The 24,375-nt window shown below is 65.5% G+C and carries 23 protein-coding genes; 14 read left to right on the top strand and 9 right to left on the bottom strand.

What is annotated here, in order from left to right:
* Nucleotides 1-6: 6 nt before the first annotated feature.
* The 4 genes from CH295_RS04015 to purM all read left to right on the top strand — a co-directional run bounded on the left by CH295_RS04015 (nucleotide 7) and on the right by purM (nucleotide 4,788).
* The gene (locus tag CH295_RS04015; RefSeq protein ID WP_170945747.1) at nucleotides 7-993 is read left to right on the top strand and encodes an ABC transporter permease; all 987 of its coding nucleotides are present in this window, start codon (nucleotides 7-9) and stop codon (nucleotides 991-993) included.
* Complete coding sequence (locus CH295_RS04010; protein ID WP_037194582.1) at nucleotides 993-1,961, top strand: ABC transporter permease; 969 nt, start codon at nucleotides 993-995, stop codon at nucleotides 1,959-1,961. The genes CH295_RS04015 and CH295_RS04010 overlap by 1 nt, the downstream gene beginning before the upstream one ends.
* A complete protein-coding gene (locus CH295_RS28415) occupies nucleotides 1,958-3,595 on the top strand; it encodes an ABC transporter ATP-binding protein (protein ID WP_094739845.1) in 1,638 nt (545 codons plus the stop codon). Before CH295_RS04010 ends, CH295_RS28415 begins: the two co-directional genes overlap by 4 nt.
* A 92-nt stretch (nucleotides 3,596-3,687) precedes the next feature.
* Nucleotides 3,688-4,788: a phosphoribosylformylglycinamidine cyclo-ligase gene (purM, locus tag CH295_RS04000; RefSeq protein ID WP_032376541.1), complete on the top strand. Its 1,101-nt coding sequence runs from the start codon at nucleotides 3,688-3,690 to the stop codon at nucleotides 4,786-4,788.
* A 73-nt stretch (nucleotides 4,789-4,861) separates the two neighbouring features.
* On the opposite strand, the gene CH295_RS03995 is transcribed toward purM, so the two are convergent.
* From CH295_RS03995 to ygfZ, 3 genes are all read right to left on the bottom strand, one after another.
* A complete protein-coding gene (locus tag CH295_RS03995; protein WP_008719426.1) occupies nucleotides 4,862-5,056 on the bottom strand; it encodes a DUF3073 domain-containing protein in 195 nt (64 codons plus the stop codon).
* Nucleotides 5,057-5,328: 272 nt separating this feature from the next.
* Nucleotides 5,329-5,964 (bottom strand): MOSC domain-containing protein, encoded by a 636-nt coding sequence (locus tag CH295_RS03990; RefSeq protein ID WP_094739844.1) that lies wholly within the window; start codon nucleotides 5,962-5,964, stop codon nucleotides 5,329-5,331.
* Nucleotides 5,961-7,082, bottom strand: coding sequence for a CAF17-like 4Fe-4S cluster assembly/insertion protein YgfZ (gene ygfZ, locus CH295_RS03985; RefSeq protein WP_094739909.1), 1,122 nt, complete (start codon nucleotides 7,080-7,082; stop codon nucleotides 5,961-5,963). The genes CH295_RS03990 and ygfZ overlap by 4 nt, the downstream gene beginning before the upstream one ends.
* Nucleotides 7,083-7,192: 110 nt before the next feature.
* Between ygfZ and CH295_RS03980 the strand changes: the two genes are divergently transcribed.
* From CH295_RS03980 to CH295_RS03955, 6 genes are all read left to right on the top strand, one after another.
* Nucleotides 7,193-8,491 (top strand): dicarboxylate/amino acid:cation symporter, encoded by a 1,299-nt coding sequence (locus tag CH295_RS03980; protein ID WP_037194587.1) that lies wholly within the window; start codon nucleotides 7,193-7,195, stop codon nucleotides 8,489-8,491.
* A gap of 34 nt (nucleotides 8,492-8,525) precedes the next feature.
* Nucleotides 8,526-9,392: an aminodeoxychorismate lyase gene (locus CH295_RS03975; RefSeq protein WP_037194589.1), complete on the top strand. Its 867-nt coding sequence runs from the start codon at nucleotides 8,526-8,528 to the stop codon at nucleotides 9,390-9,392.
* Between the two features lie 131 nt (nucleotides 9,393-9,523).
* A complete protein-coding gene (locus CH295_RS03970) occupies nucleotides 9,524-11,011 on the top strand; it encodes a cytochrome ubiquinol oxidase subunit I (protein ID WP_037194591.1) in 1,488 nt (495 codons plus the stop codon).
* Between the two features lie 10 nt (nucleotides 11,012-11,021).
* Entirely contained in the window at nucleotides 11,022-12,059 is a 1,038-nt protein-coding gene (gene cydB, locus CH295_RS03965; RefSeq protein ID WP_094739843.1) for a cytochrome d ubiquinol oxidase subunit II, read from the top strand.
* Nucleotides 12,056-13,744 carry a thiol reductant ABC exporter subunit CydD gene (cydD, locus tag CH295_RS03960; protein ID WP_094633018.1) on the top strand — a complete coding sequence of 563 codons (1,689 nt, stop codon included), beginning with the start codon at nucleotides 12,056-12,058 and terminating at the stop codon, nucleotides 13,742-13,744. The genes cydB and cydD overlap by 4 nt, the downstream gene beginning before the upstream one ends.
* Nucleotides 13,737-15,323, top strand: a complete 1,587-nt coding sequence (locus tag CH295_RS03955) for an ATP-binding cassette domain-containing protein (RefSeq protein WP_094739842.1) — start codon at nucleotides 13,737-13,739, stop codon at nucleotides 15,321-15,323. The genes cydD and CH295_RS03955 overlap by 8 nt, the downstream gene beginning before the upstream one ends.
* Nucleotides 15,324-15,518: 195 nt before the next feature.
* On the opposite strand, the gene CH295_RS03950 is transcribed toward CH295_RS03955, so the two are convergent.
* Complete coding sequence (locus CH295_RS03950; RefSeq protein ID WP_170945745.1) at nucleotides 15,519-16,139, bottom strand: heme-binding beta-barrel domain-containing protein; 621 nt, start codon at nucleotides 16,137-16,139, stop codon at nucleotides 15,519-15,521.
* A gap of 405 nt (nucleotides 16,140-16,544) precedes the next feature.
* Between CH295_RS03950 and CH295_RS03945 the strand changes: the two genes are divergently transcribed.
* On the top strand, nucleotides 16,545-18,068 hold the full coding sequence (locus CH295_RS03945; RefSeq protein ID WP_094739841.1) for a cutinase family protein: 1,524 nt from the start codon (nucleotides 16,545-16,547) through the stop codon (nucleotides 18,066-18,068).
* An 80-nt stretch (nucleotides 18,069-18,148) separates the two neighbouring features.
* Here CH295_RS03945 and CH295_RS03940 read toward each other — a convergent pair whose 3' ends face one another.
* The 5 genes from CH295_RS03940 to CH295_RS03920 form a co-directional block, all read right to left on the bottom strand.
* The gene (locus tag CH295_RS03940; protein WP_037194601.1) at nucleotides 18,149-18,454 is read right to left on the bottom strand and encodes a DUF1416 domain-containing protein; all 306 of its coding nucleotides are present in this window, start codon (nucleotides 18,452-18,454) and stop codon (nucleotides 18,149-18,151) included.
* Nucleotide 18,455: 1 nt separating this feature from the next.
* Complete coding sequence (locus CH295_RS03935) at nucleotides 18,456-19,292, bottom strand: sulfurtransferase (RefSeq protein ID WP_037194603.1); 837 nt, start codon at nucleotides 19,290-19,292, stop codon at nucleotides 18,456-18,458.
* Between the two features lie 38 nt (nucleotides 19,293-19,330).
* Nucleotides 19,331-19,807, bottom strand: a complete 477-nt coding sequence (locus CH295_RS03930; RefSeq protein ID WP_052048007.1) for a DUF4395 domain-containing protein — start codon at nucleotides 19,805-19,807, stop codon at nucleotides 19,331-19,333.
* A 253-nt stretch (nucleotides 19,808-20,060) separates the two neighbouring features.
* The gene (locus CH295_RS03925; protein WP_037194605.1) at nucleotides 20,061-20,480 is read right to left on the bottom strand and encodes a thioredoxin family protein; all 420 of its coding nucleotides are present in this window, start codon (nucleotides 20,478-20,480) and stop codon (nucleotides 20,061-20,063) included.
* A complete protein-coding gene (locus CH295_RS03920; RefSeq protein ID WP_037194774.1) occupies nucleotides 20,477-21,256 on the bottom strand; it encodes an LmeA family phospholipid-binding protein in 780 nt (259 codons plus the stop codon). The genes CH295_RS03925 and CH295_RS03920 overlap by 4 nt, the downstream gene beginning before the upstream one ends.
* 130 nt (nucleotides 21,257-21,386) lie before the next feature.
* Here CH295_RS03920 and CH295_RS03915 point away from each other — a divergent pair, with 130 nt between their 5' ends.
* The 3 genes from CH295_RS03915 (at nucleotide 21,387) to pstS (ending at nucleotide 24,358) form a co-directional block, all read left to right on the top strand.
* Nucleotides 21,387-22,148, top strand: coding sequence for a winged helix-turn-helix transcriptional regulator (locus CH295_RS03915; protein WP_037194609.1), 762 nt, complete (start codon nucleotides 21,387-21,389; stop codon nucleotides 22,146-22,148).
* A complete protein-coding gene (mshD, locus tag CH295_RS03910) occupies nucleotides 22,149-23,054 on the top strand; it encodes a mycothiol synthase (protein WP_094739840.1) in 906 nt (301 codons plus the stop codon).
* Between the two features lie 203 nt (nucleotides 23,055-23,257).
* A complete protein-coding gene (gene pstS / locus CH295_RS03905) occupies nucleotides 23,258-24,358 on the top strand; it encodes a phosphate ABC transporter substrate-binding protein PstS (protein WP_037194613.1) in 1,101 nt (366 codons plus the stop codon).
* Nucleotides 24,359-24,375: the final 17 nt, after the last annotated feature.

The raw sequence follows: 24,375 nt of genomic DNA, 5'->3' as shown, positions 1-24,375 counted from the left end.
AGATTTCTGCTGATCATTCCGACCGCCTGGATTCTCGTCACCGTCGTGTTCTTTCTCATGCGGGTGATCGGTGATCCGATCACCGCGGCCCTCGGTGGCCGCCTGCCCGCCGAACAGATCGCTCAGCGCAAGGCCGAGGCCGGGTACGACCGGCCGATCCTGACGCAGTACTGGGAGTACCTGACCGGATTGCTGCGCGGCGATTTCGGCCGCTCGGCCACCGACAATCGCGCGATCAGTGACGTTCTGCTCGTCAACGGCGCTGCCACACTGGAATTGGCGTTCTGGGCACTGCTGGTCGCCTTCGCCGTCGGCATCCCGCTCGGCTTCTTCGCCGCCACCCATCGGGACCGATTCGGCGACGCCTCGCTGCGGATCTTCGCGATCCTGGCGTACGCGGCTCCGGTGTTCTTCGTCGGCATGCTGCTCAAGTTGCTGTTCGCGGTCAAGCTCGGCTGGCTGCCGGTGGCGGGACGAGCGAGCACCAACGTGGAACTGGCACTGCAGAACGTCTCGCCCAAGACCAACATTCTCATCGTCGATTCGTTCCTGTACGGCGAGCCGAGCTACATCGTGGACGTGCTCGAGCATGCGGTACTTCCCGCTCTCGCCCTGGGTCTGCTGACGGCCGGAGTGTTCCTGAGACTGGTGCGCGTCAACCTGATTCAGACCCTGCAGGCACCCTTCGTCGACGCCGCGCGCGCTCGCGGATTGAGCGAGGGCACGGTGACGCGACGGCATGCGTTCCGCAACGCCATGATTCCCATCGTCACCGTCATCGGTCTGCAGATCGCCGTACTGCTCGGCGGCGCGGTGCTGACCGAGACGACCTTCGAGTGGCAGGGCCTGGGCTACGAACTCGCCCGATACCTGCAGGCTCGCGATTTCGTTGCGGTGCAGGGCATCGTGACGTTCCTGGCCGTGGTGGTCGCCGTCGTCAGCTTCGTCACCGACGCGATCGTCGCACTCATCGACCCGAGAGTGAGGTTCTGATGAGCACCGAAGTCGTGCTGTCCGACGTTCCTCCGACCCGCCCGCACCGTCGGGGATTTCCCGGCGTCGCGTTCGTCAAGTCCACGTCGGGCTTGCAACGCGTCACCCTGATCGTCGGGTTGGCCCTGATGGTGGGGTTCGTGATCGCGGCAGTGTTCGCTCCGCTTCTCGCGCCGTACGGGTTCTCGCAGACCAGCGATGCCGGGCAGGATTTCGCCCGGCAGGCAGCCCCGTCCGCGCAGCATTGGTTCGGCACCTCGGTCCGCGGCGAGGACGTGTTCTCGCGCGTGATCTACGGTGCGAGAACAGCATTGATGGTGATCGCGTCGTCGTTGATTCTCTCGCTCATCATCGGCGTTCCGCTCGGCCTCGCCTCGGGCTACATCGGCCGTTGGTTCGACCGCGTGCTCGTGCTGTTCATGGACGCGATGTACGCGTTTCCATCGCTGCTCCTCGCGGTCGTCATCTCGATCGTCGTCGCAGGCGGACAGTCGTCCAGTTTCGGCGGTATCGCGTCCGCGGCAATCGCCATCACGGCGATCTTCGTGCCGCAGTACTTCCGCGTGGTACGCAACGCCACGGTGGCGGTCAAGACCGAACCGTACGTCGACGCCGCACGGGTCACCGGGGCCGGAACTCCGCGAATCCTGTTCCGCCACATCCTCGCCAACGTGGTGCAGACGCTGCCGGTCATCATCACCCTCAACGGTGCCGAGGCCATCCTGACCCTCGCCGGACTCGGATTCCTCGGATTCGGCATCGAGCCCACCTCCGCCTCGGAGTGGGGATACGACATCAACAAGGCGCTGCCCGATATCTCCAACGGCATCTGGTGGACGTCGGTGTTCCCCGGCCTTGGCATCGTGCTCGTTGTGCTCGGCCTGACCATGGTGGGCGAAAGTGCAAGCGAGACACTCAATCCGCTGCTGCGCACCCGCAAGAAGTTCAAGAAGGCGGTGAAGGTATGACATCGAGCGTTGCAACTCCACGCGAGTCGGCACTGTCGGTGAAGTCGTTGTCCGTCACGTTCCTCACCGATGCCGGCGAGGTCGATGCCGTCACCGAGGTCTCGTTCGAGGTGTATCCCGGTGAAGTCCTGGCCGTGGTGGGCGAGTCCGGATCGGGTAAATCCGTCAGCGTCAGATCCGCAATCGGACTGCTACCCGACACCGCACGCGTGGAGGGCCACGTGGTGCTCGGTGGCCAGGACGTGACGAGGCTGAGCAACAAGGCGTGGGCGCAGTTGCGCGGCAACAAGATTTCGATGGTGTTCCAGGAGCCGGGCAGCGCCCTGGATCCGCTGTTCACCATCGGGTATCAGATCGTCGAAGCGTTGCGCGCGCACTCGGGCAGTGACGGCAAGCGGATGTCGGCGAAGGATGCCAAGACGCGGGCCGTCGAACTGTTGACGATGGTGGGTCTGCCCAGTCCCGAGCAGCGCTTCTCGTACTACCCGCACGAGCTCTCGGGTGGGCAGAAGCAACGCGTCATGATCGCGATCGCCATCTCGTGCGAGGCGAAAGTCATCATCGCCGACGAGCCGACCACGGCCCTCGACGTCACGGTGCAGGCCGAAATCCTGGAGCTGCTCCGCGATCTCAAGGACCGGCTCGGCTGCGCCGTCGTGCTCATCACCCACAGCATGGGCGTCGTCGCCGATCTGGCGGACCGCGTCGTCGTCATGCAGAACGGTCGCGTCGTCGAGGAAGCTCCGGTGGCGCAGCTCTTCGACGCACCCGCGGACGACTACACCAGGAAGCTGCTGGCCGCGGTGCCCACTCTCGCCGCCGTGGAGTCCGACAAGACCGTCGACACCTCGGGCGAACCGGTACTCGACGTCTCACGTCTGGTGGTGCAGTTCTCCGGCGGCGTCGGCTCGCCCGCCTTCCGGGCGGTCGACGACGTCTCGCTGACCATCCACCGCGGCGAAACCCTCGGTTTGGTGGGCGAATCCGGCTCGGGCAAGTCCACGATCGGCAGATGCGTCGCAGCACTGCAGAAGCCGACCAGCGGCAGCGTGACGGTGATGGGGCAGAACATCGCAGGGGTGAGCGAACGCAAGCTCAAGCCGCTGCGCAAGCGATTCGGGTTCGTCTTCCAGGACCCGTCGGCCTCACTGAACCCCCGGCTGACCGTCGGACAGTGCATCGCCGAGCCGATGATCGTGCACAAGTACGGCTCCAAGGACGCGATCGCCGCGAGGACGACCGAACTGCTCGACGCCGTGCAACTGCCGTCGGGCACCGACAAGCGCTACCCACACGAGCTCTCGGGTGGGCAGCGGCAACGCGTCAGCCTGGCGCGGGCATTGGTGCTGGGTCCGGATCTGGTGGTCGCGGACGAGCCGACCAGCGCACTGGACGTCTCGGTGCAGGCAGCCGTGCTCGACCTGTTCGAGGCACTGCAGCAGGAGTTCGGCTTCGCGTGCCTGTTCATCAGCCACGACCTCGCGGTGGTCGACCGCGTTGCGCACCGCGTGGTGGTGCTGCGCAACGGGGCGATCGTGGAAGAGGGGACACCGTGGAAGATCCTGAGATCGCCGGAGGCGGACTACACCAAGAAGCTGTTGGCGGCGATCCCGGGAAAGCGGCTGCACACGTGAATTCTTCTCGCCACCGGGCACTCCGGTACCGTTAGGGCGCTATCTGCGCCGCTATGGGCGCTGACATGATCGAGTACACAGGCTGGAGCCGAATGACCGAGGAATCCCAACCCACGAGCGCAACTCACTCGGGCGGTGCCTCCTACGCGGCGGCCGGGGTCGACATCGCCGCAGGAGATCGAGCAGTGCAACTGTTCGCGCCGCTCGCCAAGAAGGCCAGCAGGCCCGAGGTCATGGGCGGTCTCGGTGGTTTCGCCGGTCTCTTCGCGCTCAAGGGCGACTACCGCGAGCCCGTCCTGGCCGCCTCGACCGACGGCGTCGGCACCAAGGTGGCCGTGGCACAGGCCCTCGGCAAGCACGACACCCTCGGCCTGGACCTGGTTGCCATGGTCGTCGACGATCTCGTCGTCTGTGGTGCCGAGCCGCTGTTCCTGCAGGATTACATCGCCGTGGGCCGTGTGGTTCCCGAGCAGGTCGCCGAGCTGGTCAAGGGCATCGCAGAAGGCTGCATCATCGCCGGCTGCGCACTGCTCGGCGGCGAGACGGCCGAGCACCCGGGTCTGATGGCCGACGGCGATTACGACCTCTCGGCCACCGGCATCGGCGTCGTCGAGGCGGATTCGATCCTCGGACCCGAGCGGGTGCGTCCCGGTGACGTCGTCATCGGCATGGGATCGTCGGGCCTGCACTCCAACGGCTACTCCCTCGCTCGCAAGGTGCTGCTCGAGATCAACCACATGGACCTCGGCGGACACGTCGAGGAGTTCGGCCGCACTCTCGGTGAGGAACTGCTCGAACCCACCAAGATCTACGCCAAGGACTGCCTCGCGCTCGCTGCGGAGACCGACGTCCGCACCTTCTGCCACGTGACCGGCGGCGGACTGGCGAACAACCTGTCACGGGTCATGCCCGAGGGACTGGTCGCCGAACTCGACCGCACCACGTGGAGCCCGGCTCCGATCTTCTCGCTGATCGCTCAGCGCGGACGCGTCGAGCGGGCCGAGATGGAGCAGACGTTCAACATGGGTGTCGGCATGGTCGCCATCGTGGCACCCGAGGACGTCGACCGAGCACTCGCTGTGCTGACCGCACGCCACATCGACTGCTGGACGCTGGGCACGGTGAAGAAGGCGACCGGTAAGGATGTCGCCGACGAGCGTGCGCTGTTGCTGGGTAACCACCCGAGGTTCTGATCGCCCGAGCACCGGGCAAACAAGTGAGGGGGAGCCGCACCGCGGCTCCCCCTCAGTCGTTCAGTGCACAGTACTAGCGTCGCCAGTCCTCGTACTCGTCTTCCTCGACTCGGGAATGCACATCCGAGTCAGAGTGGATGCCACGATGGGAGTTGGACGAACCACCGGAGAGTTCCTTCTGCAGACTCTCCAAGTCCGTTGTCGGCGAGCTGTACTTGAGCTCACGAGCGACCTTTGTCTGCTTTGCCTTAGCCCTGCCTCGGCCCATGGCGGTGCCCCCTCGCGGACTTGCGGGGCGGCCTGGGGAAATTTGGCGGCCCCGTTAGAGTTGGTATTTCTTCCTGGCACACACTCTAGCGCGCGAATCGCCGCGATGCGCATACGGCACCACGTGTCGGTGGCGGGCGCACCGGCGCGACACGCCCGGGGTAGGGGTCGGCGCTGCCTGTACCTGCAGATATCCGTGCACAGGCAAACTATCTTCGTTCCACGACACGAGAACTACGTGCTGCGCGTCATGGGGAGCTGAGCTCGTCGGGGTCAGTTGCGCGAGGATTTCAGCGCTGCCGCCGCATCGCGGTAGACCTTGGGCGCCAATCCCGGCGCGTCCAGCAGAGTCTGCATCGCAGCTGTGTCCCTCCCCTCGAAGAGCATCCGCACCGTCACCCCGTGCTCGGGGACCGACGTCACAGTCACGGCGTCCCCGGCACCGAAGACCCCGGGTTCGAGAACTCGGAAGTACGCACCCACATCACCGCGCGCGGTGAATCGACGGATCCACCCGGGCTCGGCCATCCACCGCGCGAACGTGCCGCAGGGCTTGCGAGCGATCGTCACCTCCAACTCCACACTGCCCACTCGCCACCGCGTACCGATCACCGCGTCGGTCACCGGTACGCCGGTGGTACGGAGGTTCTCGCCGAACCGTCCGGGAGGAACGGGTGTCCCCAGCTGATCGGCCCAGTACCGCGCTTCGTCCTCGTCGTAGGCGTAGACGGCCTGATCGAGTCCGCCATGGAACTTCGTGTCCCGGCAGTGATCGCCGCCGACGCCGAGCTCGTGGACATCCACCGGCCCGTCGACGGGCCGCTTGTCGATGCCGCTGTCGACCACCGCGCGGCGTCCGAACGGAACATCGGCGTGCACGACGCAGACAGCGAGAACTGTGCCGGTCACCGGCCGCGCAGGCGGTCCACCGCAGCGCGACCGGCCTGGACGTCGTCGTACGACGGGATCGAATCAGGATCGATCGACGCCGCACACGGACCTGCCTCCAGGGCGGTGTCCACCGGAATGGATCTCTTGACCAGCGCCAGAGCGATTGGCCCGAGCTCGAAGTGATCGATGACGGTGCCCAGACGCCCCACGGACCGTCCGCCCGCGGTCACCGCGTCACCCGTGTTGGGTCGACCGTCCGCGGAACCGTCGAGATGCAGCAGCACCAGATGCCGGGGCGGGCGACCGAGATTGTGTACGCGCGAGACCGTCTCCTGCCCGCGGTAGCAGCCCTTCTCCAGATGCACCGCGCCGAACTCGGCGGCGCTGCCGATCCAGCGAACCTCGTGCGGAATGGTCTTCTCATCGGTGTCCACGCCCACTCGCGGACGCAGCGATTCCACCCGCAACGCTTCGAACGCCCAGGTTCCGGCCGGGGTGGCACCGGCGTCACGCAGTCGGAGAAACCAATCGGTCGAGTTCGCGCGGGGGATCATCACGTCGTACGAATTCTTGCCCGGCCAGGGCATCCGCCGAACGAAACCGCCGCCGTCGATCGGCGACGCCCCGTAGATCTCGCCGGGAGCGGGCAGGCCGGCCTTCGCGAGCACCGCCGCCGCGTCGGATCCGAGCACGGTGAGCACGGCGAGTTCGTCGGCCTGGCGGGGTTCGGCCTTGGCCCAGAACACCATCTTCTGCAGAAACGACAGCAGACCGGGTCCGGCTGCACGTTCGGTGTCGATGTACGTCACGCCGTCGATATCGGTCTGCACGAAGTGATGCTCGATACGGCCGTTGACGTCCAGGCTCAGGTTCTCGGCGGAGCTGCCGTCGGGCAGGTTCGAGACGAGCTGGCTCGAGATCGTGTTCAGCCAGCTCAGGCGTTCGTCTCCGCTGATGGCCAGGACGAACCGGTGCGACCGATCGATGACGGCAGCTGCGCTCGCGGCGTCCCGCTGCTCGCCGAACGGATTGCCGTAGTGCCAGGCCACCCCGGCGTCGATGCTGTCGTCCGGGGACGGTACTGCGTTGGGAAGAGTGAGAAGAGGACTCGGGCTGATCGTCACGGAATCGGACACCACCCCATAGTAGGAGCCCGTCGGCGTAGCAACTCGGCGACCGGTCCCTTTACACCCTCGAAACGACGATGACACGGCGCTGCGACGACACGGACCTAGCGTTTCGATCCATGAAGAAATTGGCGCATCCGGCCGCGCAGATCGGCCTCGCGGCGATCGGCGGCATCGTGTTCGGGTTGGTGGTCGGCGAGTGGGCCGCGAACCTGAAGTTCATCGGCGATCTGTTCATCCGACTGATCCAGATGTCGATCGTTCCGCTGGTGATGGCCTCGGTCATCGTCGCAACCGGATCGATGGCAGGGGCGGGAACCGGCAAGATCGCGTTTCGCACCTTCAAGTGGATGATCGGGTTCTCGATCGTCGCTGCGGTGCTGGCCTGGGTACTGAGCAGCATCATTCGGCCGGGCGCGGGCATGGTGTTCACCCAGCAGCTCGATCCGTCGCTCGAGGAGTCGGCGAGCGAGGCACTCGGCTGGCAGGACACGCTGCTCAACTTCGTCAGCACCAACGTGTTCGACGCCATGTCCACGGCGACGATGGTGCCGATCATCGTCTTCTCGCTGCTCTTCGGCATCGCCCTGCGCAGTCACATCACCAAGACCGGCAACACCCAGGTGCTCTCGTTCATGGACCAGATTCAGCAGATCGTCCTGACGATGATCCGGCTCGTCATGGTCATCGCGCCGGTCGGTGTGTTCTGCCTGCTCGCCGCGCTCGCCGGAGACGTCGGCTTCTCCGTGGTGTCCACCGCGCTGAGCTACCTCGGGACGACGCTGCTCGGGGTGTTGATTCTGTTCGCGCTCTTCGTCGTGGTCGTGACGATGCGGACCCGATTGAACCCGTGGAAGCTGCCCAGCAAGCTCACCGAACAGACGGCCGTCGCGGTGACGACCACGAGCTCGGCCGTCACGTTCCCGACGGTGCTGCGCAACACGGTCGAGAAGGTGGGCGTCAGTCAGAAGGTCGCCAACTTCACGCTGTCGATCGGGTTGACGATGGGGTCCTACGGTGCCGTTCTCAACTACATGATCGTGGTGATGTTCCTCGCGCAGGCGGGCGACATCGACCTCACTCTCGGGCAGATCGTGTTGGGCATGGGCCTGGCGGTTCTGCTCAACATGGGCACCATCACCGTGCCCGGCGGATTCCCCGTCGTCGCGATGTTCCTCGCGACCTCGCTCGACCTTCCCTTCGAGGCCGTCGGCCTGCTGATCGCCGTGGACTGGTTCGCCGGAATCTTCCGCACCTTCCTCAACGTCAACGGAGACACGTTCGTCGCGATGCTCGTCGCCAACGCCGACGACGAGATCGACCGCGAGGTGTACAACGGCACCAAGGTCGTCGTCGCGGAGGATCTCGACCTCGACGAGTACGCAGACGCGATGGCGACGGCCGACCGAGCGGATTGATCGAACGCGTCCGCCCCCATCTAGGGTGGCGGGCATGTCGGAGTCGGTAGTGGTGACGTTGGACGGCCGAGTGCACGACGCGAATCGGCCGTTGCTGTTCGCCGACGACCTGGCCGCGGTGCGCGGGGACGGGGTGTTCGAGACGCTGCTCGTGCGCGGCGGCGCGGCCTGTGCGGTCGAGTTGCACCTGGCCCGGTTGGTGGCGTCGGCGAGGGCACTGGACCTGCCGGTTCCCGATCTCGAGCAGTGGCGCACTGTGATCGAACAGTCCGTCGGTCTGTGGGCGCGAGAGTCCGAGGACGAGGGTGTGCTTCGGCTGGTCCTCAGTCGCGGACGCGAGGGCGGTGGTGACCCCACCGCGTACGTGACGGTGGGACCGCTGCCCGAGCGGGTGCGGGCCGCGCGCGCCGACGGGGTGTCGGTGATCACGCTCGATCGCGGCTACTCGGTGGACTTCTCGTCGGGAGCGCCGTGGCAGCTCGCGGGGGCCAAGACGTTGTCGTATGCGACCAACATGGCCGCGCTGCGGCACGCCGCCGCTCAGGGCGTCGACGATGTGATCTATCTCAGCAGTGAGGGTCGGGTGCTCGAAGGTCCGCGCTCGACGGTGGTGCTCGCGCGCGGTAAGACTCTCGTCACACCGTCGGTCGAACAGGGCATCCTGGCCGGAACCACGGTCGCCGGGTTGTTCTCCGTGGCCGAGTCCGCCGGTTGGACGTGCGAGCACGGGAACCTGTATCCGGCGGATCTCATTGCAGCAGATGGTGTTTGGCTGGTCTCGAGCGTCACTCTCGCGGCTCGGGTCACGGAGATGAACGGCGTTCCCCTCGGCACTCAGAGGCGTGCCGACGATGTTCGATCGATGGTCGATGCGGCCGTGGAGACGGTCGAAACTCGATAGGAGCCGAACGACCCTGCCGAAAGACTCTTCCCTACTACTACTCGTAGTAGTACATTCGAGTTTGTCGCGGGCCAACGCCCTGACCTGCGGTGTTGCCCGTCACAGCTCGGGTGTGAGAGTTCGGAGTATCGATGGACGCGTTGGATGTCTCGCGGTGGCAGTTCGGTATCACCACCGTTTACCACTTCATTCTCGTACCTCTCACGATCGGCCTCGCGCCGATGGTGGCCGCCATGCAGACCATGTGGGTGATCACCGGCAAGGACTCCTGGTATCGACTGACCAAGTTCTTCGGCAAGCTGTTCCTCATCAACTTCGCCCTCGGCGTCGCCACCGGAATCGTCCAGGAGTTCCAGTTCGGCATGAACTGGAGCGAATACTCCCGCTTCGTCGGTGACGTGTTCGGCGCTCCTCTCGCACTCGAAGGCCTCGTTGCCTTCTTCCTCGAGTCCACGTTCCTCGGACTGTGGATATTCGGTTGGAGCAGACTTCCGAAACTGGTTCACCTGGCCACGATCTGGCTCGTCGCCATCGGCGTCAACGCCTCGGCCTTCTTCATCATCGCGGCCAATTCCTGGATGCAGCATCCCGTGGGCGCGATCTACAACGAAGAGACCGGGCGCGCCGAGCTGACCGACATCTGGGCACTGCTCACCAACAGCACAGCGCTGGCGGCATTTCCCCACGCCGTCGCCGGAGCGTTCCTCACCGCTGCCACCTTCGTGGCCGGAATCTCCGGTTGGTGGATGGTCCGTGAGGCCCGCAAGAACAAGGCCGGGGTCGATCCGCAGGCTCCACTCCAGGAGAGCAACTCGCGCAGCATGTTTCGCCCTGCTGCCCGGATGTCCTTCGTCATCATGATCGTCGCCGGTGGCGCGCTGGCCATCACCGGAGACATCCAGGGCAAGCTCATGTTCGAGCAGCAGCCGATGAAGATGGCCTCGGCGGAATCGCTGTGCGACACCGAGACCGGAGCCAGTTTCTCGCTCCTGACCGTCGGAACACACAACAACTGCGAGTCCGTGGTGCACCTCATCTCGATCCCCGGCCTCACCTCGTTCCTGGCGGAGAACGACTTCGGTGCCACCGTGCAGGGCGTCAACCAACTGCAGGAGCAGTACGAGCAGCAGTTCGGGCCGGGTAACTACAAGCCGAACCTGTTCGTCACCTACTGGGCATTCCGAATGATGATCGGACTGGCCGCCGGATCCGCTCTGCTGGCACTGGCCGGCCTGTGGGTCACCCGCGGCGGCCGAGTACCCGACCAGAAGTGGTTCTCGTGGCTGAGCCTCGCGGCCATCCCGACTCCGTTCCTGGCCAACAGCGCCGGCTGGATCTTCACCGAAATGGGCAGGCAGCCATGGGTTGTCGCACCCAACCTGTCCGGCGTCGACCAGATCAGGCTCACCGTCGACCAGGGTGTGTCCGACCACCCCGTCGGCCTCGTCCTCGCCTCGCTGGTGACGTTCACACTGCTGTACGCCGCTCTCGGCGGTGTCTGGTTCTTCCTCCTTCGCCGCTATGTCATCGAAGGACCTCTCGACCACGACGCGCAGCCGCACGTCGATCCACCGGAATCGGAAGACGAAGAGCCCAAACAGCTCTCGTTCGCGTACTAGGGGAACAACCATGTCACTGCCCGAATTCTGGTTCTTCGTCATCGCCTTCTTCTTCGTCGGCTACTTCGTGCTCGAAGGCTTCGACTTCGGCGTCGGCATGCTCATGCCCATCCTGGGTAGGCATCCTGACGCTGTCACGGGGGAGAAGCGCAGGCGTGCCGTCCTGAACACGATCGGCCCGGTCTGGGACGGCAACGAGGTGTGGCTCATCACCGCGGGCGGCGCGCTGTTCGCGGCCTTCCCGGAGTGGTACGCCACGTTGTTCTCCGGCTTCTACCTCCCGCTGCTGCTGATCCTGGTGGCCCTGATCCTGCGTATCTGCGCCATCGAATGGCGCGGAAAGATCGACGACCCGGTATGGCGTCGACGCTGCGACATCGGCATCGGCATCGGGTCCTGGGTTCCAGCGGTGCTGTGGGGCGTCGCGTTCGCCAACATCGTGCGCGGCGTCGCGATCGACGAGAACAAGAAGGTCACCGCAGGCTTCTTCGACCTGCTCAACCCCTACGCCCTGCTCGGCGGTGCCACCATGGCGCTGGTGTTCGCCCTGCACGGCGCCGTGTTCATCGCACTCAAGACCTCCGGCGACGTGCACGAGGATTCGGCGAAAATCGCAGCGCGACTGTCCGTTCCGGCAGTTCTCGTCGGCGGCACATTTGCCCTGTGGACCCAACTCGCATACGGCAAGACGTGGACGTGGCTACTCGTCGGGGCGGCCGCTGCCGCTCTGCTCCTCGTCGTCGCGCTGACGGCGAAGGTGCGCGAAGGCTGGGCATTCGTCTTCACCAGCATTGCCATCGTGGCCGTCGTCGCACTGCTATTCGCCTCCCTGTTCCCCAACGTGATGCCGTCGAGCACCGACGCCGCCTTCGACCTCACGATCGCGAACGCGTCGTCCAGTGCGTACACGCTGAAGGTGATGACGTGGGCTGCAGCCTTCGCCGCCCCTGTTGTCCTCGGATACCAGGCCTGGACGTACTGGGTCTTCCGCCAGCGCATTTCGAGTGCCCAGATCCCGGACTCGATCGGACTGACGGTGAAATCGTGACCGCGCCCGCTCGTTCGCGGGGACCGGTCGATCCCCGCCTGTGGAAATACTCCAGCTCTGCGCGGGGCTACCTGATCGTCACTGTCGCTCTGTCGACCGTCGTCACGCTCTGCATCATCGTCGGCGCGCTTGCGATCGGCCGGGTACTGGCAGGCGTCATCACCGATCCGACGGCCAGATCATTGTCCGCGTGGACGACGGAACTGGCTGTGCTGGCGGGCGCGGTGGCCGTACGTGTGCTCGCCACCGGAGCCCAGTCCCGCTACGCGCACCGGTCGGCGTCACGGGTGGTTGCCGAGCTCGAGGTCGAGGTGCTCACGGCAGCAACACGATTCGAGCCTCGGGAGCTCGACAGCGAACGGGAAGAGTTGGCCGTCGTCGTGACCCGAGCCATCGGGGGTCTGCGGGCGTACCTGACCGGATACCTACCGGCGCTGGTGTCCGCGGTCATCGTCACCCCGCTCGTTCTGGTCGTCATCGTCACCCAGGACGTGACCTCGGCGGTGATCATCGCGGTGACGTTGCCGCTCATCCCCATCTTCATGATCCTGATCGGGTTGCTGACCAAGGGGCGAGCCGCGGCGACGCTCACCACGATGACCCGGTTGTCTGCGCAGTTACTCGATCTACTGGCCGGTCTGCCGACCTTGCGCGCGCTGCGCCGCGAACAGGGACCGGCTGCTCGCATCCGCGCACTGGGCGACGCACATCGGCGAACAACGATGCGCGCGTTGAAGGTCGCCTTCCTCTCGTCGATGGTGCTCGAGCTGCTTGCGACCCTGTGTGTCGCGCTGGTGGCCGTCGGAATCGGATTGCGCTTGGTCTTCGGGGAGATGACGCTCGAAGCAGGCATCATCGCGTTGATTCTCGCCCCCGAGGTGTATTTTCCGCTGCGCGCCGTGGGGACCCAGTTCCACGCAGCAGAGGACGGCGTCGAGGCCGCGGACCGAGCATTCCGAGTCCTGGATCGGCGCACCACACAGCCGACCGGTGGCCGGACCGTCGACGCTACGACCGCGGACATCGAACTCGTCGGACTCACCGTCGCGAGCCGGGACGGTCATGCTCCGGCAGAACTGAGTGCGCTGTGCCGAACAGGCACCATCACGGTACTGACCGGCCCCAACGGTTCCGGGAAATCGACTGCGCTGCAGGCGGTTCTCGGACTCACGACGCCGACGAGCGGTGCGGTTCTCGTCGGTGGCGTGCCCGTGGCCGATCTCGATCTCGACCGCTGGTGGGCGCAGGTCGCCTGGCTGCCGCAGCGGCCGGTATTGCTTCCCGGCACGCTCTACGAGAACGTCACCCTTCACGGGGTGCCCGACCCCGATGCACTGGACGCAGCCTGCCGCGCTTCGGGTTTCGATGCCGTACTGCGAGATCACCCGAACGGCTGGAACACTCGCGTCGGGCAGGGCGGAGTGGGGCTGTCCCTCGGCGAACTGCAACGCCTGGCCCTGACCAGAACCTTCGTCTCCGACGCTCCGGTGATGGTGCTGGACGAGCCGACGGCGCACCTGGATGCGGCGAGTGAACAGACTGTGCTGCAGGCCGTTCGAGACGCAGCCGACCGAGGTGTCACCGTGGTGATGGTCGGTCATCGGCGCTCGGTGCTGCACGCCGCAGATCGCGTCGTCGAGGTACGAAGCAGTTCACCGGTGGTACGGGAGTTCGATCATGTCTGACCTACGACGCGCACTGGCCCTGTTCGAGCTCTCCCCGCGGCGGGTGGCACTGGCCGTGGCGGCCGGCGTGGCAACCCTCGGCAGCGCACTGGCCCTCGCCGCACTGTCGGCATGGCTGATCACCAGAGCCTGGCAGATGCCTCCGGTGATGGACCTGACCGTCGCCGTGGTAGCCGTTCGGGCGCTGGGCATTTCCCGCGGGGTGTTCCGCTACCTCGAACGACTGACCACGCACGACGCGGCACTGCGCGGTACGACGGCAGCGCGCACCCGGATCTACGAGCAACTGGCGAACGGACACGGCGCGCTCACTCTGCGGCGCGGGGACGTCCTGGCTCGCACCGGAGCGGACGTCGACGTGCTCGGCGACGTCGTCGTACGCGCGATCGTGCCCATCTGCGTCAGCGTCGTGATGATGCTCGCAGCCGTGGGCCTGCTCACAGGAATCGCGCCTGCTGCTGCGTCGATCCTGGCGGTGTCGTTGCTGATCGCCGGGGTGGGCGCACCGATTCTGGCGGCGCGGGCCGCAAGGATCGCCGAGGAGGCCGGAGCCGACGCCGACGCGCGGTTCGCCGAGACAGCCGTCCGGGCACTCGACCACGCCGCAGAACTGCGGGTCGCCGGACGCCTCGACGCGACGCTCACCGAAGCCCGCGGGGCAGCACAGGATTCGGTGGTCGCCCGCGACCGCGCGGCGCGGCCGTCGGCGCTGGCCGATGCCGCCGGTCCGCTGTCGATCGGTGCATCGGTGATCGGGTCCTTGCTCGTCGGTATCGGGTTGTACGGATCGACCGGAGGCACCGTAGGCGGGATGACACCGATGGCCCTGGCGATCATCGTGTTGGTTCCGCTGGCCGCCTTCGAGGCGACCGCGGCACTGCCCGGAGCGGCAATCGCCCTGATGCGTGGCCGAATCGCGGCCACCCGAATCATGGCGATGCTCGATGCGGCTGCGCCGCAGTGGCGTGGTCATGTGCCCTCCGAGGCACTCGACCGCACCACTGCGCGAAGCGCACTGATCGGGCCCAGCGGATCGGGCAAGAGCACGACGCTGCGGGAGTTCGCCGAGGAATGCGGTTCGGACGCAGCGCTGTTCGCCGAGGACGCGCATCTGTTCGACACCTCGATTCTGGAGAACCTGCGGGTGGTCCGCGGCGACGTCAACGAGGAGGAAGCAGCGGAGGCGCTGCGGAAAGTCGGCCTCGGCTCGTGGCTCGACACCCTGCCTCTCGGCGTTCACACCACCCTTGTCGGCGGCGCGCAGGCCGTCTCGGGAGGAGAGCGCCGCAGACTGTTGTTGGCGCGCGCTCTGGTCAGTGCGGCACCGATCGTGCTGCTGGACGAGCCGACCGAGCATCTGGACCGAGTTTCCGGCGAATCGATACTGCGCGAGCTGCTCACCACCGAGGGAGGATTGTTCGGAGCCGACCGAACCGTGGTGGTCGTCACCCATCAACTACCGGAGAACACCGACGCCGACCAGGTGATCGACCTCGGCTCGGACCGTGAGAAAAAACCCTTTGCCGACTCGGAAACTCGGGCGTACGTTGTGAAGTACACGAGAGAGGAGGTGGTCTGAAGTTGATGAACTCTAGGACGCGTGAGGTGGCTGTCAGCTAGCCGCAATCGCTGACGGATTCACTGCGAAGACCGCGCGAGCGGCAGGCGAATCCCAGGCAGCTACCCGGCCCCCGAGCCCCCGACCTGTCCGGTCGGGACCTGAAATCAGGTATGGCTCGGGGGCCGTTCGCGTGCAGTGGGTGGTGAGAGAGAGTCAGCCGATGTAGCGAGTCAGGCGCGCGGACAACCGCGGTGCCAGTGGGCCGTCGGCGACGACGCGTTCTTCGACGTACGCGAGATCCCCGCCTTCGACGATGCCGTAGAGCCGCTTGGCTCCGCCGACCAACGCACCCGACGTGCTGCGGATGACGACGTCGGTGGCCAGTTCCCAGGACGACTTGGTGAGTGCATGGCCGTAATACAGTTCGACGACGCCGGTGCTGTGTGTCAGCAGTAGCTCGACGACCTCTTCATCCTCGGAACCCTTGAGCCCGTTGCCACCGCTCATGCGCCAGAATCCGGTTTCGCGAAGATCGGGGTGTGCGAAGTTACCGTCGGAATCGAGTCGCCACGAACGTGATTCCCAGCTCAGGTAGCTACCGCCGTCGTGGGTGACGACGATCTGCTGACCGAAGGGGTAGTCGGTACCGGACTCGGGGTCGTGGCCTTCGCCTTCACCGCGCCACACGCCGACGAGCGGCAACAGAGCGAGCATCGACGGGTGCAGATCGGGGCCGAGGCGGAGGTTGGCCGTGTCGTCGGGATGCGGGATGTCCGGCAGGACCGGAACGTTCCGCGTCGACGCGTCGGCGAACTTCTGCTCGGCAGCCGCTATTGCTTCGTCGCCACTGGTGACGGGGGTGTCGAGCCCCTCGTCAGCACTGCCGGGTCGACCCGCAACCGGTTCTGTCACGATTCGTCGTTGACCAGTCGGTAGACGACATACAGCGAGAACGCGATGATGGCTACTGCCGCAAGCGCCAGCAATACCTCGAAGAAGATGACCACGAGTGCGAGTTTAACCCGCTGCGATCGTCGTCGAGAACAGCGGCCCGAATCCGGGCTGTGTCTTTGGTGACATGTAACCGAATTCAGGGCTGGGGGTGCGCTGGATCACTCTTCTTCGTGGGAAAATCCCGTAGAGCAGGTACCTTCTTCGGGGGGCGTCGGGCGCTCGAGGGTGAATTTCCGACGTTGTTCACTGTGTTCTGTCACGAAGGCTGGGGAGGTCTCCGCAATAATGCTGCGTCGTAAACGGGCTCTGACATCGTCGTTCGGATCCGTGTTGTTCAGGTCCGGGGTGGTCACTCTGGCGTTGGCGTTGGCGCTCGCCGCTCCCGCAGCTGCGCTCGCCGCTCCGGACTCGGGATCGGCGGACTCGGGATCCTCCGACTCGGGGTCGTCGGACTTCGGGTCTTCGCAGGGCCCGAACATCGACCCCAACAACTACGCGCAGGACTGCCCCGATGTGCTGGTGCTGGCGGTGTCCGGTGCCACCGACTCGGCGTCGGACCGCAATCCTCTGGCCGAGCAGGCGTCCACGGTCGCGTCGAACTGGGTCGGGAACGTGACGGTCCCGGTCGGTGAGGCGAATGCCGACAGCCCGGGTACCGTCGGCTGGCTCTACGTCCCGTACGCCTCGACGTACGGCTTCGACGTTCTGGACAACGTGCCGACCTACCACGAGTCGATCGTGGAAGGTGTCGCAACGACCAATCGTCTGATGGACGAGTACAAGGTCAAATGTGGAGACCGAACCAAGTTCGTACTTCTCGGATACAGCGTCGGCGGCGAGGTACTCGATCGTTTGTCCACCGAGATCGGCGCGCGTGACTCGAGTGCCCTGGTGAACGGCGACGACATCGCGGGCGTGATCATGGTCGGTTCGCCTTATCGCCCGGCCGGTGTGCCGAATTTCGGTGACGAGCCGGGTGAATCGCTCGGTGGCTTCATGGACCAGTCACCGCGGGATTACGGAACGCTGACCGACAAGGTCACCTGGTCGTGCCGACCGTGGGATCTGGCATGCGACGCTCCGGACGACATCGAACTTCTGCAACTCGCCCTCGAGGTCATCTCGCAGATGCGGCTGACCGTCCTGAACCCGGTACAGACCGTGTCCGACTTCGCGCGCGCAGTGACGACCATTGCTTCGCGCGCGATCGTCGATATCGCCACCGACAAATCATGGTTCACCTCCGACGAGACTCTGCTGCAGGTCTTGGTGAGGGTGGCGGATGTGGATTACACCGTCGCTGATCAGCAGGCGGTGGACGCATTGACACCGGAGCAGCTCCTCGCCGATCTCAACTGGGCGATGGGGCCCGGTGCCGAGACCGTGGAAGCCAAGCTCCGTGCCGAGGCCACCGGGTTCGAGGAGAACAACAAGGGCATCGCCGATGTCGTGCTCGGGCCCTACCTGGCGCTCGGCTTCCTGCAGCACCTGTCGTACTGGTACAACGACCCCAACGACGGGTACGAGTGGGAGAGCGAGAAGATGGTCGCTTGGATAACCGACCTTGCACGCACCGAACGCGACAAGAAGAACGCGACCGGGCCACAGACGTCGACGCCGGAAACCCCCGCCCCCGAGACCGAGACCGCACCGGAACCTCGCCTGCTGCCGGAGCCCGGAACGGTCACTCGGGTCAGCGATCTCGGAGCTTTCCTCGAGTCGCAGGGCATTCCGGTACCGGAAGGGATGTTCCCGCCGCAATATTCGACGGTTCCCGACCCCGGCGCCTCGGTGCCCGTCCCGAACTAGCAGCCTCCACCGAACCGAAAGAACCCCGCACCTGCGAGCAGGTGCGGGGTTCTTGTCTCGTTCGATGCGAGCGGGTCGGATCAGACTCCGACGGTGACGTTCGCCGAGTGCACGCCTGCGCCCTCGGGAGCGATGACGGTGTCGCCGTTGCCCGATGCCGACAGTGCGCGCAGCGTCCACTGTCCGGGAGCGGCGAAGAACCGGAAATCACCGGTGCCCGACGCAACGACCTCTGCGGTGAATTCGCCGCTGCCGTCGAGCAGACGCACGAAAGCCCCTGCTACCGGCTCACCGTCGCCGGCGAGGACACGGCCGGTGATGACCGTTTCCTTCTCGACGTCGACGCCTGCGGGGATGGTCTGGCCTTGTACGGGTGCTCCACACATATCAGTGAACCTCCAGCTCGATGGGTGCTCCGACGAGAGAGCCGTATTCGACCCAGCTGCCGTCGTAGTTCTTGACGTCTTCCTTGCCCAGAAGCTCCTTGAGGACGAACCAGGTGTGGCTCGAACGCTCACCGATGCGGCAGTAGGCGATGGTGGCCTTGCTGTCGTCGTAGCCCTTGGTCTTGTACAGCTCTTCGAGCGCTTCGTCGGACTTGAACGTGCCGTCCTCGTTGGCGGTGGTGCTCCACGGGATGTTGATCGCGGACGGCACGTGGCCACGCTGCTGAGCCTGCTCCTGCGGCAGGTGAGCGGGGGCGAGGATCTTGCCCGAGAATTCGTCGGGCGAACGGACGTCGATCAGATTCTTGTTGCCGATGGCGTCGATGACCTCGTCGCGGAACGCGCGGATCGACAGGTCGGGTGCCTCGGCGCGGTACTGCGTGGTCTCACGGCTGACGACGTCCTTGGACAGCGCGCGGCCGTCGAGTTCCCACTTCTTGCGGCCACCGTCGATGAGCTTGACGTCCTTGTGTCCGTACAGCTTGAAGTACCAGTAGGCGTAGGCAGCGAACCAGTTGTTGTTCCCGCCGTACAGGACGATGGTGTCGTCGTTGCTGATGCCCTTGGCCGACAACAGGTCCGAGAACTGTTCCTGATTGAGGAAGTCGCGGCGAACCGCGTCCTGCAGGTCCTTGCGCCAGTCGAGCTTGACCGCACCTTCGATGTGTCCGCCGTCGTAGGCGCTTGCGTCTTCGTCGACCTCGACGAAGACGGTCTTCGGTGCGTTCAGGTTCTGCTCGGCCCAGTCGGCAGAGACCAGGACGTCGGAGCGAGCCATGGTGTTCCTTTCGGTCTTTCTTTACGGATCGGTGAGGGTCAAGCAGTGGTGCGCAGTCGCGCGGCGAGGGGATAGATCATGCAGCCGAGGCAGACCGCGAACGCGGCATTGAGGAAGGCTGCGAACAACGCGAAGCCTGCCGCCACGGTGCCGACGACCGGAGCGCCGAGCGCGAAGCCGACAACTCCTGCGGCGGCGAACACGAAGCCCACCAGTTGAGCGAATTTCAACGGTGCCACCGGCTCACGTTCGCTGGTGGGGGAGAGGCGCGGTGCGACGAATGTCGCGTAGATCGTGCCGTACGGACTGCGCTTGGGTCCGCGGACGGCTCCGATTCCGAAGACGATCGCCTGTAGCCCGAGCAGGATTGCCGCCGCGGGGACAGAGAACGTGGTCAGGAGGAGAACGACGACCAGAACGGCGGTGGTGATCCACGCTGCGAAGCGCGGACCACGAACGTCCACCTGGTCGATCGTGGCAGTGGGGGTGGTGATCCGGGTGTCGGGTGTCGACATCGAGAGGTACTCCTGTGCGAAGCCGGGGCACGCCGCATCGGCAGTGCTCGGACGTGGATTTCGATCATCGGGCCGTACATCACGCATGGGCGTGGCGGCAGAAGGAAATCAGCAGCAGCGACAGCAACAACCGCCCAGTCGGCACAGATCAACTGTGCGACGACTGGTGAGCATCAGCTCGCGGCGGGAGAACACGAAGAGCATCGTACCCTCTACCAGCGGCGCGTCCTACCGCCGGTCCGAAGAGGCGAGGTCACAGAGCGTCGAGCGCCGACCGTAGCGCCGCCGCGGACGGCACACCCGCGATTCTGGAGCGTCGTTGCAATCGGGTGTCGAGGACAAAAGTCGTGGGCAGTGACAGCACGCCCAGTTCGCGGGCGAGGATCGGATGGGCGTCGATGTCGAGTTCGAGCTCCCGGGCATCGCTTCGATCGTTCAATACCTGCTGGACGACGCGTCGCACGGCCGCACACGGTCCGCACCAGTCCGCCGAGAAGTGCAGGACGGTCGCGACGTCGGTCGTGGCACCCGCGTCGAGCAGGAGCGGGTGCAGAGCGTCGGTCTCGGAGTCGGTGTTCCGTACGGCCCGCACGGCACCGGATCGGCTGCGGAGGAACAATCCGGTAGCGACGGCAAGGATCGCCACGACGACCAGAACTGTGATCCCTGTCACGGCTTTTCGATCTCGTTGAGGTCGATGGTCACGTTCTCGCCCGAGCCCTCGATGACGATCTGCGAGCCCTCCGCGTAGACGTCCGTCGGCAGGAGTCCGAAGGGCAGGCTCTGACGCTCGATGGTCCTGGTGAACAGACCGAGCACCGTGGGCTTGGCGAAATCGGGAATCGTGAAGTCCGCTTGACCCTCCGGGCCGAAATAGAAGTCCGACGCGACGATGGCGACGCCGTCCCCTTCGAGCAACAGGTCGGCCTGGACGCTCACGGTCGTTTCGAGGGGGCCGACCGGAACCGTTCCGGTCAGCACGACGCCCCCGGTCGTGGTCTTGCCCGACCCACCGGAACCGCCGGTACCGTCCGACTTGTCGGCCGGCGGCGCGGAAACCTGCAGGTCGACGATGCCGAGGAACCGGCCGAGGTCCGTCGCCTCGATACGGACGCGGCCGTCGAGTTCGTCCACCGGGATCGCCCGAACGTTGTTGTCGATCAGGTCGGACAGCTCGATGTGCACGCCGCGAAGATTGGCCTCGATCGTCGTCGAGCCGACGTACTCGGTCGGCACGTCCTGGGCTCGAATCTCGATGTTCTGGTAGCGGCCGTCCGCCGCCTGGGTGAGGAACGGGAAGCCGTGCACGATCACTTGAGGGTCGGAGGTGAGCTCGCCGCCGGCACGGATCGCGCGGGAGACTCGGTACTCCGAGTAGGCCGCAGCGCCGAAATCCACCACGAGCGCGAGGGCCAGCAGGCTGGCGAGTCCGATGAGAAGTGTGCGCACCGGTCCATTGTGACCGACGGATCGCGTACTGCCCTCTTCGGCCGGTTGTACGGACAAGCTAGTCTGTGTCCTTGACGATCACTCGAATCCAGCCTGGGCTGGACCGGCCAGCAGTAAGAATGGAGACGCAGTGGAGCTCCTACTACTGACCTCCGATCCCAATCCGGAGGGCGTTCTGCCGTCCCTTGCTCTCCTGGCGCATCACGTACGCCCGGTACCCACCGAGGTGTCCTCGCTTCTCGAAGCCGGTTCGGCAGACATCGCACTGGTCGACGCCCGCACCGACCTGGCTGCTGCCCGCGGTCTGTGTCGCCTGTTGGGAAGTACCGGCTCGGCCATCCCGGTCGTCGCGGTGCTCACCGAGGGCGGGCTCGTCGCGGTGAATTCCGACTGGGGGCTCGACGACATCCTGCTCCCCGGTACCGGCCCCGCCGAGCTCGACGCGCGACTGCGGTTGCTGGTCGGCCGTAGTGGGGGAGTTGCCAGCCCGGAGACCTCGGGCAAGATCACGCTCGGCGAACTGGTCATCGACGAGGGCACCTACACCGCACGGCTGCGAGGTCGTCCACTCGATCTGACCTACAAGGAATTCGAGCTGCTGAAGTATCTGGCTCAGCATGCGGGCCGCGTCTTCACTCGCGCCCAGCTCCTCCAGGAAGTCTGGGGCTACGACTTCTTCGGTGGAACGCGCACCGTCGACGTCCATGTCCGACGCCTCCGCGCCAAGCTCGGTACCGAATACGAGTCGCTCATCGGGACGGTGCGAAACGTGGGCTACAAGGCTGTTCGGCCGGCGCGCAACGCCAAGGGCGGACCGGTGGCCTCGGACGCTGCCGGTGGGGATTCCGACGATGCGGATTTCGAGTTCGAGCAAGAGAGTACTCTCTCGTAGATGAGTTCGGATCCTGCGTTCGACGTCCATTCGACCGACGGCGGCGCACCGTCTTCCCGTGTGTCCTACGAGGTTCATCAAATTCTTTCCCGTGCAACGGAAGTCGACGGTACTGCGCCCTTGTCGGAGCAGGCCGTGAAGGCCGTCGACGACGGTGACGAGGTCGTTCGTCTCGTGGCGACCGAGGGTGATCGTGTCGTGGGCTACGTCGGAATCACCGACGGGATGGCCGAGGCCGTCGTCGATCCTTCGGCCCGCGGTCGCGGCGTCGGACGTGAATTGGTTTCTCGCGCACTCGATATCGGCTCCGAAACTCGAATCTGGGCGCACGGCAACCTGCCGGCTGCGCAGGCCGTCGCGGCGCGCCTCGGGTTGCAGGTGGTTCGCGAGTTGCTGCAGATGCGTCGCGCGTCTGCTGGTCCCGATCTTCCGGATGTCGTTGTGCCGGAAGGTATTTCACTTCGAACCTATCGGGGGCATCAGGACGATGCCGAGCTGCTGCGCGTGAACAATGCGGCCTTCTCCTGGCACCCCGAACAGGGTGGCTGGACCGATCGCGACATCGACGCGCGACGAGACGAATCGTGGTTCGATCCGGCAGGTCTGTTCCTGGCTTTCGAGGAGGGCAGTGACCGCCTCCTCGGTTTTCACTGGACGAAGGTCCACCCGGCCGAGGGTTCGGAACCGGCCATCGGCGAGGTGTACGTGGTCGGGATCGACCCGCAGTCGCAGGGGCGTGGTCTGGGTCGAGTGCTCACGCTGGCCGGCCTGCACTACCTGCGCGGTCGAGAACTGGGCCAGATCATGCTCTACGTCGAGGCCGACAACACCGCTGCCGTGCACACGTACACCAAGCTGGGTTTCGAGAATTACCACGTGGACGCCGCATACGCGCGCAGTAGCTGAACGGACATATCGGCCAGGGTGTTCATCTTCCGTTCACCCGCGCGGGGGTAAACGTCTACCACCTGCCCTTACCTTTCTCCATGGGTGGCAACCAGCGCCGCCTGGTGCGAGGTTCTCTCGAGGAGCCGGCACCCACACAGTCACAGCGCGGCCGATCAGGTCCGAGCCGTGGACACGGCCTACAGATTCCCCGGAGGAAACAGGTGAACCTCAAGCGCAACGGTGCTCTCATGAGTGCAGTGGCCATCAGTGCCATGTTGCTGACCGCATGCGGTAGCGACGCGAACGTCGCCACCACGGACGGCGCATCCGAATCCTCGGCTACCTGCGAGGGCAAGTCTCCGCTGACCGGCGAAGGCTCTTCTGCGCAGCAGAACGCAATGTCCAACTTCACCTCGATCTACTCCGGCGTGTGCGCCGGCAAGGCCGTCGAGTACACCACCAGCGGCTCGGGCAACGGCCGCACGCAGTTCGTCGCCGGACTGGTCGACTTCGCAGGGTCCGACTCCGCGATCAAGGACGAGCAGGCAACCGAGGCAGCCACCCGCTGCGCCAGCAACCCGGCATGGAACCTGCCGCTGGTCTTCGGCCCGGTCGCAGTGGCCTACAACCTCGACGGCGTCGACAGCGTTGCGCTGAATCCGGACGTCATCGCGCGCATGTTCACCGGCCAGATCACCACCTGGAACGATCCCGCCATCGCCGCACTCAACGAGGGCGTCGAACTGCCGTCCACCGCGGTCACCCCGGTCTACCGGTCCGATTCCTCGGGCACCAGCGACAACTTCCAGCGCTTCCTGGCCGCTTCGGCTCCCGAGGCGTGGACCCTGGACCACAGCTCCGACTGGGCAGGCGGCGTCGGCGAAGGTGCCAACGGATCCTCGGGCGTAGCCCAGGCCGTGGCAGCTACTCCCGGCTCGGTCACCTACGTCGAGAAGGGCTTCGCCGACCAGGAGAACCTGGGCACGGCTGCAGTCGACTTCGGCAACGGACCGGTCGAGCTCACCACCGAGTCGGCTGCCGCAGCGATCGACGCGGCAACGTTCTCCGGTGAGGGCAACGACCTCGTCATCGACATCGATGCGCTGTACGCCAGCAACGAAGCCGAGACGTACCCGCTGGTTCTCGCAACCTACGAGATCGTCTGCTCGGCCGGCTACGACCCCGAGACCTCGGCAGCAGTCAAGTCGTTCCTGCTCAGCGCAGCCAACGAAGGTCAGCAGGGCCTCGAGGAAGCCGGCTACGTGCCGCTCCCCGAGTCCTTCAAGGAACGTCTGACCACCGCCATCGAAGCAATCGCCTGATTAGATGAGACGTGATC

It is taken from the genome of Rhodococcus sp. 14-2483-1-2, assembly GCF_002259405.1.
Lineage (GTDB): Bacteria > Actinomycetota > Actinomycetes > Mycobacteriales > Mycobacteriaceae > Rhodococcoides.
This window is presented reverse-complemented; position numbering and strand designations above follow the sequence as displayed.

Bases quoted from the DNA above. Each gene is read 5' to 3' on its own strand.
- CH295_RS28415 (WP_094739845.1), top strand. From the start codon at position 1,958: ATGACATCGAGCGTTGCAACTCCACGCGAGTCGGCACTGTCGGTGAAG.
- CH295_RS03940 (WP_037194601.1), bottom strand. From the start codon at position 18,454: ATGTGTGGAGCACCCGTACAAGGCCAGACCATCCCCGCAGGCGTCGAC.
- mshD (WP_094739840.1), top strand. From the start codon at position 22,149: ATGAGTTCGGATCCTGCGTTCGACGTCCATTCGACCGACGGCGGCGCA.
- CH295_RS03980 (WP_037194587.1), top strand. From the start codon at position 7,193: ATGAAGAAATTGGCGCATCCGGCCGCGCAGATCGGCCTCGCGGCGATC.
- CH295_RS03995 (WP_008719426.1), bottom strand. From the start codon at position 5,056: ATGGGCCGAGGCAGGGCTAAGGCAAAGCAGACAAAGGTCGCTCGTGAG.
- CH295_RS03955 (WP_094739842.1), top strand. From the start codon at position 13,737: ATGTCTGACCTACGACGCGCACTGGCCCTGTTCGAGCTCTCCCCGCGG.
- CH295_RS03975 (WP_037194589.1), top strand. From the start codon at position 8,526: ATGTCGGAGTCGGTAGTGGTGACGTTGGACGGCCGAGTGCACGACGCG.
- CH295_RS04010 (WP_037194582.1), top strand. From the start codon at position 993: ATGAGCACCGAAGTCGTGCTGTCCGACGTTCCTCCGACCCGCCCGCAC.
- CH295_RS03935 (WP_037194603.1), bottom strand. From the start codon at position 19,292: ATGGCTCGCTCCGACGTCCTGGTCTCTGCCGACTGGGCCGAGCAGAAC.
- cydB (WP_094739843.1), top strand. From the start codon at position 11,022: ATGTCACTGCCCGAATTCTGGTTCTTCGTCATCGCCTTCTTCTTCGTC.
- CH295_RS03945 (WP_094739841.1), top strand. From the start codon at position 16,545: ATGCTGCGTCGTAAACGGGCTCTGACATCGTCGTTCGGATCCGTGTTG.
- CH295_RS03930 (WP_052048007.1), bottom strand. From the start codon at position 19,807: ATGTCGACACCCGACACCCGGATCACCACCCCCACTGCCACGATCGAC.
- purM (WP_032376541.1), top strand. From the start codon at position 3,688: ATGACCGAGGAATCCCAACCCACGAGCGCAACTCACTCGGGCGGTGCC.
- CH295_RS03970 (WP_037194591.1), top strand. From the start codon at position 9,524: ATGGACGCGTTGGATGTCTCGCGGTGGCAGTTCGGTATCACCACCGTT.